This window comes from Clostridium muellerianum (assembly GCF_012926525.1).
In the GTDB taxonomy this organism is placed as follows: domain Bacteria; phylum Bacillota; class Clostridia; order Clostridiales; family Clostridiaceae; genus Clostridium_AM; species Clostridium_AM muellerianum.
Genome location: NZ_JABBNI010000009.1, coordinates 136,174 through 146,503, shown reverse-complemented (window position 1 = coordinate 146,503; position 10,330 = coordinate 136,174). Strand labels below are relative to the sequence as shown.

The following is a 10,330-nucleotide window of genomic DNA, read 5'->3' as shown; positions in this document are numbered from 1 at the left end:
TTTGAAATATTATTAGATTAATGTGTAAAATTCTTATTTGACGTAACAACTGAAAAAACGAACAATTTGTAAAGACACTGCATTATTCAAAGTTGAATTATGTGGTGTTTTTGTGTCACAATACAAAGATTGTATGAATTAAACATAGTTATAAAGAAGGGACCTATAATTTAATCATAGGTCCTAAATTACTTTATCTGTTTTACCATCTATGCCATTGTGAACATTTATGGTCACCATAATGACCTGAAACTAAAGTGCAACGTCTGGAGCATTCTGGACACCAACTGTTACATTGATCTTCTCGTGTTTCTATGGGTTCAGTATTTATGGGAACAAAACATTTTAAGTAAGGACAATAATACACATGACGATATTTACGATATTGGTACATTGGATTCTCCTATAATATAAAATATTTACACTTATATTATATGTATAAATTATTTTGATGTTACACATTACAAAGATATTGTAATGTAACTTTTTTGAGAGGACAACGAATGAATATATTTAGATGATATGGTATAATTTAACATAAATTAGTAATTATTATAAAATTATGCAAAAAGTAATTCGCATGATGGAGGGAGGGATTGCTATGGAAGATCGAGATTTAACATTTAAAACTAATGAAGGAATATTCAATTATAGAGTTGGTGCAATTATAATAAGAGACAAAAAGATACTTATGGTTAAAAATGATAATGCACCTTATTATTATTCAGTTGGTGGAAGAGTAAAATTAAATGAAACATCTGAAGAAGCTGTTGTTCGTGAAACATTTGAAGAAACTGGCATTAAATTTGAAATTGATAGATTAGCATTTATCCATGAACACTTTTTTCATGAAGAAATAACTAAGGAACATTATCATGAAATTGCTTTTTTCTATTTGATGAAAGAAAACACCAATGTTAATTTTGTATGTAAAAGTTCTGGAGACCAAGGTGAAAAAGAACATTTGTACTGGCTGCCTATTGAGAAATTAGATCAATATCACCTGTTTCCTGAGTTTTTTAAAACGAAATTATCAGGAAACATGACTGGTATCGAACACATTGTTTCAAAAGAATGTTGAAAAGCATAATTAGGACAAGTGTTTACAAGCATTAAAATGACAATTATACTATCATTGGAGGAGGTTAAAATAGAATTTAATTTTGAAGTAACAGAAGAAGATTATGTTAAGTTTAGTTTGTATCATATTGAAAACTCACCAGAGCATAAAAGGCTATATAATATGTTAAGATATTTTAAAGTATTTAAAATAGAAAGCTATAATGAAAGGTTGCATGTTTAATGAATATTGAAAGTAAAATTAATGTTAAAAAGAATACTAGATTTTTAAAGTATACTAAGCGATTTATACTATTTTTAATATGTGCTCTTGTGATTGGGTATTCCTATCAAAAAGCTGGGGTATATTTAGATAATAAAAAGTACTCACCTCCAGGACAGTTAGTTAAAGTAAATGGACAAGATATGCATGTTTTTAGTAAAGGTAATGGAAAACAAACAATAGTTTTTGCGTCTGGAAATGGTGTTTCATGTCCTTATGTAAATTTTTATCCTTTGTATAACGAACTTTCAAAACATGCAAAAGTAGTGGTTTATGATAGATTTGGCACTGGATGGAGTGAAAGTACAAAATCTCCAAGAAACATTGACACAATAGCTGAGGAAATACATATGGCATTAGAAAAATCAGGACAGAAGCCTCCGTATATTTTTGTTGCACATTCTTTAGGTTCTTTAGAAACAATAGCATTTACACAAAAATATAAAGATGAAGTGAATGGCATAGTCTTTATAGACGCTGGAAACCCTGAATTTTACAAAGATAACCCTTTGTCAAGTTCTAATTATGGCAGTACAAAATTACTGAAAAATTTTGGGGTTATTCGTATATTATTTGAAACAACTAATATGTATAAAAAAACATTATGTGCAGATAAGGATGGAATGAATTTGATACCGGAAGATCTGCAAAAATTAGATATGGCGATGACATTGAAAAACATTGTAAATGATGATGGGTTAGCTGAATTAAAGAATTCTACTACTAATGCAAAAACATTAATAAAAAGTGGTAAATTAGGTAATATACCAATTAGAATTTTTACTTCTGAAAGTAATAGTACTGCATTTCCTGCTTGGAATAAAAGTCAAATTGAATTCAAAGATTGGTCAAGTGATAGCAAGCAAACAATCGTTAGTGGTTCAAGGCATTACATACATTTATATTCTCCAGAAATAATAAATCAATCAATAATTAAGCTTATAAACGGTAAATAGAATTTGTTACATTATTGAAGTTTAACGAAAAATGAAAAAGGAGACAATTTTTATAAACACTGCCTTATTCAATTTTGAATTTTGCAGTGTTTTGTGTTGTATTTAAAAAATTATATATATTTTTTTATATGAGTTAACAGTTAAAATGGGAAAAAATACATTTACAAATAAGGAAGGTTAATGTATAATAAGAAGTTAATAAATTTTATAATTTTCTCTTTTTGTTTAATAATCATATTATATATCAAAAGTTATTGATCTACAAGAAAATGTTAGTAAATATAGGGGGAGGGCCATGAATATGTAATAAACTTGGCAGTTTGAATTAGAATAAATTTATTTATAATATATAGAATTTAGAAGTATTGAATAAAAATGATATAATGTGTTCGTAAAGACGTCTTTATAATATTTTATCAGTTATAGGAGTGAGTTTTTATGGACATATTATTTAAAAAAGCAGATATTGAAGATGCACAGAGATTATTAGAAGTGCAAAAAATGAGTTTTTATGATGATTACATACAGTATGGAGAGTGTCCTGGATATGAACATTCTTTAGAGGATATGGAAAATATAATAAAGACTGCCACAGCATATAAAATAATTCACAACAATGTAATAATAGGTGATATAGTTGTACGAAAACGTGAAAACAACAATTATTATTTGGGTGGAATATGTATTATTCCAGAGTATCAGAATTTTGGTATTGGTAAAAAAGCGATAATATATATAGAACAAGATAATCCAGATGCTGCTTGTTGGGAGTTAGAGACTCCTTTTGATAGATATAGAAATCATCATTTTTATGAAAAAATGGGTTATAAAAAGATTGGCGAATATAGACATTCGGATAAATTGGTTCTTTTTAAGTTTAAAAAGATAGTATAACGTTAATATTTGATGTTAAATACCGTATTATTCACAGTGATAGGTCTTCTTCATAAAAACAGTTTTTTATTTAAATTGTTTTTATTGAAGAAACTATATCAATAGAATTATACGGTATTTTTTTTGTATATTTAATTATATAGATTAATACGGTAATACAAATATATTGTAAAGCAACTTTTTTTGAGAGGATAATGAATATATTTAGGTGATATGGTATAATTTGCGCATGAAAATCTTAAAGTTTGTATTTTCTTTTTCTGAAATGTAAAGGTACCTTGACAAAATAAAACAGAATATTTATAATCAATGTAAAGGTAACTTGTCATAAAGGAGGTGGTTAAATGCAAAATAAGATTGAAGAGCTTAGAAAACGCATAGGACTTAATCAAGAGGAGTTGGCAAAGATTCTTAAAGTTTCAAGACAAACAATAAGTTCAATAGAAACAGGGAAATATAATCCCTCATTAGAATTAGCATTTGCCATTTCAGATTATTTCGGAAAATCAATTGAGGAAATTTTTATTTATGAAAGGAGAGAAGAAAAATGAAAAAGAGTAATTTACTTGTAGGGTTGACATATCTGTTTGTAGGAATTGTTTGCTTAATTGGTGCATTAAATTTCGAGTCAAGAATAGGAAGTCTATTAGCTGGGTTTGCAGGGGCAGGAATTTGTGGCGGAACAGTTATTTTATACAAATATTATTATTGGATGAAACCAGAAAATAAACCTAAATATAAAGAAAAAATTGAGAATGATAGCATTGAAATACATGATGAAAGAAAGACCATGTTAAGAGATAAATCTGGAAGGTATGCGTATATTATTGGTTTGATAGTAATATCTGCATCTATAGTGGTCTTTTCTATAATTGGAAGTTTTAATAAAATAGACGGCTCTGAGTTAATAGTATTATATTTAGCTGGATTTTTGGTGTTCCAGTACATTACTGGAATTCTAATTTTCAACCATCTTAATAGGAAATACTAAGCAGCTGTTTTATATAGGAAGAAAAAATGTAATTACATTAAGAAACATTTTTAACAACTGAAAGAATGAATAATTTATCAAAGCACTACATTATTCAAGTTTGAATTTTGAGGTGCTTTTAGTTTGTTTTTAAGACCTAAATCCAATTATTTATATATAAAAAATAGATGGATGCATAATATCAAGAGCATGTAATTACCTAAATTTCGTACAAATATAAGTTTTATATTTGTACGAAATTTAGGTAGTTAGGAATAATGTGTATTCTCAGTTTACAGGTATTATATTAAGCATTGTGTACACAATACACTTTAAGTTGAGTTACATTATGAATATTATATGTATTAATCTATAAATCTAAATATATGAATGTTCTTTGAAAATGAAATAATGCGGTGTTTGAAAAAAAGAAGTACTTATTCCTTTATTGCAAACTGTTGTGTAATAATATTACAAATGTGTTATAATTTCTATATGTTTAGGTCGAAGTTGTAAATTATGACGAAACAATTTGGAGGAAGATAAATGAGAACAAAAAAAGTAATCGTTGTTCCATATGATTATAGATGGAAGGAAGAATTTGATAAAATTAAATTATATTTAGAGAAGGGACTTGAAAACAATATTATTGCAATTGAGCATGTAGGAAGCACTTCGGTAGAAGGATTATCTGCTAAACCAATTATAGATATAGATGTTGTTATTAAGAACTACGATAGTTTTCAAGAGGTTAAATCCTGTTTAGAAAGTTTAGGGTACTACCATGAAGGAGATTTAGGAATAAAGGACAGGGAAGCTTTCGAATACACAGAAAAGCATGAGTTTATGACACATCATTTATATGTATGTCCACAAAACTCTCAAGAGTTAAAAAGACATATTGCTTTTCGAGACTATTTAAGAACACATGATGAAGATAGAGATAAATATAGTGAAATAAAATTACAAGCTTCAAGGAAATATCCAACAGACATTGATAGTTATATAGAAACTAAAAGTCCCTTTATTAATGAAATTTATAAAAAAATTAAGTTATAAGTATTTTATTGTTATTTTGGTTTGTACGACATATTCTTATTTACTGACTTAACTATAAAAATCAAATAATCTACTGGAACACCGCATTATTCATGTTTGAATTTTGAGGTGTTTTTAGTTATTTTTTCAAGAATTATATTTTAATATCTATATATAAAAATAAGTAGATAAAAGCGTATTACAAATATTATGTATATATATTATAAATTTATGATATAAAAACTCTGTCTTGATTTTTAAGGGGTATAACTTAGAATTAAATACAATTTTGATTTAAAAATTATCTATAACAATATAACTAAATGTATACAACTGAAGTCACTAGTTTTGATTTTAACTTTTACGTAGGGATATAGAATAAGCGTTTACTCACATTAGCTAAATTATTTTTTTATTAGTCTTAGCGAGGAGTTCAGGAAAGCCTTAGAACTTTAGCCTTGTTTGAGGGAACCGAGTTTGGCAAAGTTCTTAGGTTTTCCTGAACTTTGAGCTTTAGACTAATTAAAAATATTTAGCAGTGAGTAAACGCTTATTCTATATCACGTAGTAAAAGTTAAAATCAAAACTTCCACTGCAGCTTAACGTTTCTTCGGTTACTTGCGGTTGCGTCACATTATGCTTATTTTAAACACTTATAGATACAATCTACAGCGTAATTAATTTCTTCTACTGTGTTATTATGACTAAAGCTAAAACGAACAGTACCTTGAGGATAAGTGTTAAGGGTTTTGTGAGCTGATGGGGCACAATGAAGACCACATCTGTTTAATATAGAATAATCATTTGAAAGTTTAAATGAAACTTCTGCATTGTCACTACCTGTAAAGTCTAAAGACACTACAGCAGTTCTATTTTCTATTCCATCTAATCCAATCAATCTAATATTATCCATGTTCTTTACCTTATTCACAAAGATTTCTGTGAGGTAGAGTTCTTTTTCTCTTATAGAATCAATTCCTGTAGTTTTTAAATAGTTTAAAGAAGCATTTAGACCAAATATACCAGGAATATTCATAGTACCGGATTCAAATTTATCAGGCATATAATCAGGTTGTTTTTCTGAAGATGAAAGACTTCCAGTACCGCCTTCTATAAAGGTATCAACTAAAGGAACAAGATCAGGGTGTATTATGAAACCGCCCATACCTTGGGGACCTAGTAATGCTTTATGGCCTGTAAAGGCTATAGCGTGTGCATTTAAAGCTTTAAAATCCAGGTCCAAAAATCCAGCAGTTTGAGCACTATCAATTATAAAATATAAATCATTTTTTTTACAAAATTCTCCAACTTGTTTAAGAGGTAAAATAGTACCACACACGTTGGAGGCATGAGTCATAATTACAGCTCTTGTATTTGGTTTTAAGTATTTATTAAGATCTTCTATGTTAAGAGTTCCATCGATGCTGCATGGTACTCTAGAAAATTCTACAGATGATCTTTCAGTCATAGAAGTTAATGGACGCATAACAGCATTATGTTCCATAGAAGATACAATAACATGATCTCCTGGTTTTAACAGCCCTTTAATTAGCACATTTAAACTTTCAGTAATATTTTTTGTAAAGACCACATTTTCAGGATTATTGAAATTAAAAAATGAACAAATTAAATTACGGGTATCAAAAAGTACTCGCTGAGCTTGAAGGGCAGAAGCATAAGCACCTCTATTTACATTACAACCTATATTTGTTATATAATTTACAATGCTTTCAGCAACACCTGGAGCTTTAGGAAAGCTTGTTGCAGCATTATCAAAATATACAGGATTCATAATATCACCTCTCGAAGTAATTATAATTTTAAGATAATTATAACATTATAAAGAAAAATGATAAAGGAAATTAAGATATTAAATATGGTGTTGAATAAGATAAAATCCTGGAAAATTCATAAGTAAACATAAAAAATAATATGTCGGAATTATTAAAATATTATAAATATGTTGAATAATATTCAAAAGCGTTATATGATAATAAGTAATACGGAAATATGTCAATTAGTATTTGTTTTAAACAATATGAACAATAAGCATTAAGTCAATAATATTTATAATTGAAGGTGGGTGTAAAATGCTTGATCAGTATGGAAGAAATATAGATTATCTTAGAATTTCTCTTACAGATAGATGTAATTTAAGGTGTATATATTGTATGCCTGAAAAGGGTGTAGTAAAAAAGTGCCATGAGGATGTAATTCGATTTGAAGAAGTTTTAAAAATTATAAAAGCAGCAGTTCCTCTTGGAATTAAAAAAATAAGATATACTGGGGGAGAACCATTAATATTAAAAAATATAAGTTCATTGATAAAGGAAACATCTGAGATAGATGAAATTAAAGATATAGCTATAACTACTAATGGAATACTTTTATATGATTTAGTAGAAGAATTAAAAGAAGCAGGACTTAACAGAGTCAATATAAGCTTAGATACATTAAAAGAGGATAAATTTAAACATATAACTAGAGGTGGAGATTTAAATAAGGTATTGAAGGCTATAGAAAAGTGTATAAGTGTTGGAATTAAAGTGAAAATTAATACAGTGCTTATGAAAGGAATAAATGATGATGAGATAAAAAATTTTATAGAACACACTAAAGAGATACCTGTAGAAGTAAGATTTATAGAGCTTATGCCTATAGGTGAAGGTGAAAAGCTTTATAAAACTTCATTTATGTCTTCATCGGAAGTTTTAGACAAGTTTCCTGAACTTATACCTTTAGAATCTAGTAAAAGCAGTACTGCATCTATGTATAAGCTTAATGGGGCAAAGGGTAAAGTAGGATTTATAACTCCTCTTAGTTGCAAATTTTGTAGTGATTGCAATAGAATAAGACTTACTTCCATGGGAACAATTAAGCCTTGTTTGCATTCAGCAAAAGAAATAGATTTAAAAGAGAGTTTAAATGATGAAGTTTTGCTTGAATCAGTTTTAAAGGATGTTATATATAATAAACCATCACAACACAATTTAGAATATGATAGCAAAAGTCAAAGTTTAAAAATGATGTATCAAATAGGCGGGTAGTAAAATTAAATATATTAAAAAATAATGGCTATAGGGAAAATCTATAGCCATTAAGTTGTTTTAACCAATTTAGAGATTCAAAGTAGCAGTTTGATAAATCACTTTTGTCGATTTTTAGTTTCTTTGAATATAAATCAACCTTATCCCAAAGTCCTTTTTCGTAAAAAGTTATTAATTTAATTATGGAATTTAAAATATTTTCTTTATCTAATAGAGCATCTTTAACTTCATTTGATAAACATAAATCATTAACTATTATATCAATAGGCTGACCTAAAATAACATCAATAAATGAAAGTAAGCCTGTAATATAAGAGTCATAACTTTTGCGGTTTAGACCCATTTTTAGTGCTAATAGTTCTGCGAATTTTGCTCTAATCAGGGTGTAGTTTATTAATTCAGTTGTATTATTTTCACCTAGAGAATGTATAAGAACTATACACATCCATTTTTTTATTTCTTTTTCTCCAAGTAGTGAAATTGCCTGCTTTATTGAGCTAACTTTATTTTTCAGCGAGAATGCTGTTGAATTTATTAATTTTAATAATTTAAATGAAAGAGATACATCTATCAATATAAGCTTTTCTAATCCATCAATATCAAGATCTTTATTACTTAATTCTTTTAAAATTCTAAAGTTAATAAGTTTATCTTGAGGAATGTCTTTTCCAGAAAGTATTATAGGTTTACTGAAATAGTAACCTTGAAAATAAGAATACCCCAGAGATTTTGCTTCATTAAACTCCTCTATGGTCTCAACTTTTTCTGCAAGAAACTTTATGGTATTTGAATTTACTTTTTCTATGACCTTTTTTCTTTCAGATCCTTTAGTAATAGTAAAATCTATTTTAATAATGTCAGCAAATTGTATAAGTTCTCTATATTTTTCATCAAATACAAAATCATCAAGGACAATAGAAAATCCTTGTTTTTTAATTTTTTTGCATTCCATTATAACGTTATCATTTGGATAAACACTTTCTAATACTTCAATTGCAACGATATCAGGAGGTAGTAACGCGATAAAATGCTGATTTAATAGGTTTTCAGTAAAGTTAATGAAAGCATATTTTCCATTTGTGACATTATCTATTCCTAAAGTGTATAAACTGTTTATTACATTTAAAGTAGCACTGTCACCATTTTTGCCTGTATATCTATTATCATAGCTGTTTCTGAAAAGTAATTCATATGCTACGACTTTGTTATCTATATCAAAGATAGGTTGTCTAGCTACAAATATGTCCATTAATATCCACCTCCATATAGTAATTATTACATGATGTATAAAAATTTGCAATAATATTCATAAATAGTGTGATTTAAATGTTGGATATGTTTGAATTTTCGGCGAAATTAGATTGTAATTAAATTGTTTTTAAATCGTTATAAAACTGTGACAGAAAAATATTAAACTTGTAAATAAGGTTAATACTAAGTATGAAAAGGAAGGTATAATAATATGAAAAAACATAATTTATTTAGTAAATCTATTATGGGTCTAATTGCAATAAGTATGTCGTTATCTTTATTAGCAGGTTGCCAGAGCAAGAGTACTACAAGTAATAGTAGTAGTACTACAAAACAGATAACGACACAAGCGTCACAAAGCAGTAGCAAAAAAGTTAGCTCAGATGAAAGAAAAAAACAGATACAAGAAGGTGTTAAAGCGCTTGTAACAGCAGGTACTATAACTCAAGCTCAATCAGATAAAATTGTAGAAGCACTTACAACTATGCCATCAGGTAATAAAGATGGAGAGAACAAACAAGATAGTAATAAACCAGATAACAAGCCAAATCAGCAGGGTGGACAACAAGATAATAATCAAAACAGCAATCAAAATAAACCTGGGAGTCCTTTAAGTAAATTGGTAAGTGAAGGAGTTATCACTCAAACTCAAGCAGATGCTGTTATGGAAAAGATAAAGGGAAGCATGCTACAAAAAGATAATGGGCAGACATCTCAAAACAATAATACTCAAACATCTCAAAGTAGTGAAAAAAGTTCTAGTTAATAAAGAAAAATAGTTATAAAAATGAGGAAGAGTATTGCATCTTCCTCATTAGTTAAAATTTACAAG

The 10,330-nt window shown here is 27.9% G+C and carries 11 protein-coding genes; 9 read left to right on the top strand and 2 right to left on the bottom strand.

All coding sequences use genetic code 11. The features are described 5' to 3' along the window. Nucleotides 1–601 precede the first annotated feature (601 nt). The 7 genes from HBE96_RS04825 to HBE96_RS04795 all read left to right on the top strand — a co-directional run bounded on the left by HBE96_RS04825 (nt 602) and on the right by HBE96_RS04795 (nt 5,221). Nucleotides 602–1,081 carry an NUDIX hydrolase gene (locus tag HBE96_RS04825; RefSeq protein WP_169296623.1) on the top strand — a complete coding sequence of 160 codons (480 nt, stop codon included), beginning with the start codon at nt 602–604 and terminating at the stop codon, nt 1,079–1,081. Between the two features lie 36 nt (nt 1,082–1,117). After that, nucleotides 1,118–1,303: a hypothetical protein gene (locus HBE96_RS04820; protein ID WP_169296622.1), complete on the top strand. Its 186-nt coding sequence runs from the start codon at nt 1,118–1,120 to the stop codon at nt 1,301–1,303. Next, nucleotides 1,303–2,298 carry an alpha/beta fold hydrolase gene (locus tag HBE96_RS04815; RefSeq protein ID WP_169296621.1) on the top strand — a complete coding sequence of 332 codons (996 nt, stop codon included), beginning with the start codon at nt 1,303–1,305 and terminating at the stop codon, nt 2,296–2,298. The genes HBE96_RS04820 and HBE96_RS04815 overlap by 1 nt, the downstream gene beginning before the upstream one ends. A 438-nt stretch (nt 2,299–2,736) precedes the next feature. After that, nucleotides 2,737–3,192 carry a GNAT family N-acetyltransferase gene (locus tag HBE96_RS04810; protein ID WP_169296620.1) on the top strand — a complete coding sequence of 152 codons (456 nt, stop codon included), beginning with the start codon at nt 2,737–2,739 and terminating at the stop codon, nt 3,190–3,192. A 344-nt stretch (nt 3,193–3,536) separates the two neighbouring features. Continuing rightward, nucleotides 3,537–3,743 carry a helix-turn-helix transcriptional regulator gene (locus tag HBE96_RS04805; RefSeq protein ID WP_169296619.1) on the top strand — a complete coding sequence of 69 codons (207 nt, stop codon included), beginning with the start codon at nt 3,537–3,539 and terminating at the stop codon, nt 3,741–3,743. Next, nucleotides 3,740–4,183 (top strand): hypothetical protein, encoded by a 444-nt coding sequence (locus HBE96_RS04800; RefSeq protein WP_169296618.1) that lies wholly within the window; start codon nt 3,740–3,742, stop codon nt 4,181–4,183. The genes HBE96_RS04805 and HBE96_RS04800 overlap by 4 nt, the downstream gene beginning before the upstream one ends. Before the next feature lie 525 nt (nt 4,184–4,708). Continuing rightward, entirely contained in the window at nt 4,709–5,221 is a 513-nt protein-coding gene (locus HBE96_RS04795) for a GrpB family protein (RefSeq protein WP_169296617.1), read from the top strand. A 619-nt stretch (nt 5,222–5,840) separates the two neighbouring features. On the opposite strand, the gene HBE96_RS04790 is transcribed toward HBE96_RS04795, so the two are convergent. After that, nucleotides 5,841–6,992: an aminotransferase class V-fold PLP-dependent enzyme gene (locus HBE96_RS04790; RefSeq protein ID WP_169296616.1), complete on the bottom strand. Its 1,152-nt coding sequence runs from the start codon at nt 6,990–6,992 to the stop codon at nt 5,841–5,843. A 298-nt stretch (nt 6,993–7,290) separates the two neighbouring features. Between HBE96_RS04790 and moaA the strand changes: the two genes are divergently transcribed. Next, the gene (gene moaA, locus HBE96_RS04785; RefSeq protein WP_169296615.1) at nt 7,291–8,247 is read left to right on the top strand and encodes a GTP 3',8-cyclase MoaA; all 957 of its coding nucleotides are present in this window, start codon (nt 7,291–7,293) and stop codon (nt 8,245–8,247) included. 28 nt (nt 8,248–8,275) lie between these two features. Here moaA and HBE96_RS04780 read toward each other — a convergent pair whose 3' ends face one another. Next, complete coding sequence (locus tag HBE96_RS04780) at nt 8,276–9,496, bottom strand: EAL and HDOD domain-containing protein (protein ID WP_169296614.1); 1,221 nt, start codon at nt 9,494–9,496, stop codon at nt 8,276–8,278. Nucleotides 9,497–9,709: 213 nt separating this feature from the next. On the opposite strand from HBE96_RS04780, the gene HBE96_RS04775 reads away from it, so the two are divergent. Next, nucleotides 9,710–10,264, top strand: a complete 555-nt coding sequence (locus HBE96_RS04775; protein WP_169296613.1) for a hypothetical protein — start codon at nt 9,710–9,712, stop codon at nt 10,262–10,264. Nucleotides 10,265–10,330: the final 66 nt, after the last annotated feature.

Bases quoted from the DNA above. Each gene is read 5' to 3' on its own strand.
- HBE96_RS04825 (WP_169296623.1), top strand. From the start codon at position 602: ATGGAAGATCGAGATTTAACATTTAAAACTAATGAAGGAATATTCAAT.
- HBE96_RS04820 (WP_169296622.1), top strand. From the start codon at position 1,118: ATGACAATTATACTATCATTGGAGGAGGTTAAAATAGAATTTAATTTT.
- HBE96_RS04815 (WP_169296621.1), top strand. From the start codon at position 1,303: ATGAATATTGAAAGTAAAATTAATGTTAAAAAGAATACTAGATTTTTA.
- HBE96_RS04810 (WP_169296620.1), top strand. From the start codon at position 2,737: ATGGACATATTATTTAAAAAAGCAGATATTGAAGATGCACAGAGATTA.
- HBE96_RS04805 (WP_169296619.1), top strand. From the start codon at position 3,537: ATGCAAAATAAGATTGAAGAGCTTAGAAAACGCATAGGACTTAATCAA.
- HBE96_RS04800 (WP_169296618.1), top strand. From the start codon at position 3,740: ATGAAAAAGAGTAATTTACTTGTAGGGTTGACATATCTGTTTGTAGGA.
- HBE96_RS04795 (WP_169296617.1), top strand. From the start codon at position 4,709: ATGAGAACAAAAAAAGTAATCGTTGTTCCATATGATTATAGATGGAAG.
- HBE96_RS04790 (WP_169296616.1), bottom strand. From the start codon at position 6,992: ATGAATCCTGTATATTTTGATAATGCTGCAACAAGCTTTCCTAAAGCT.
- moaA (WP_169296615.1), top strand. From the start codon at position 7,291: ATGCTTGATCAGTATGGAAGAAATATAGATTATCTTAGAATTTCTCTT.
- HBE96_RS04780 (WP_169296614.1), bottom strand. From the start codon at position 9,496: ATGGACATATTTGTAGCTAGACAACCTATCTTTGATATAGATAACAAA.
- HBE96_RS04775 (WP_169296613.1), top strand. From the start codon at position 9,710: ATGAAAAAACATAATTTATTTAGTAAATCTATTATGGGTCTAATTGCA.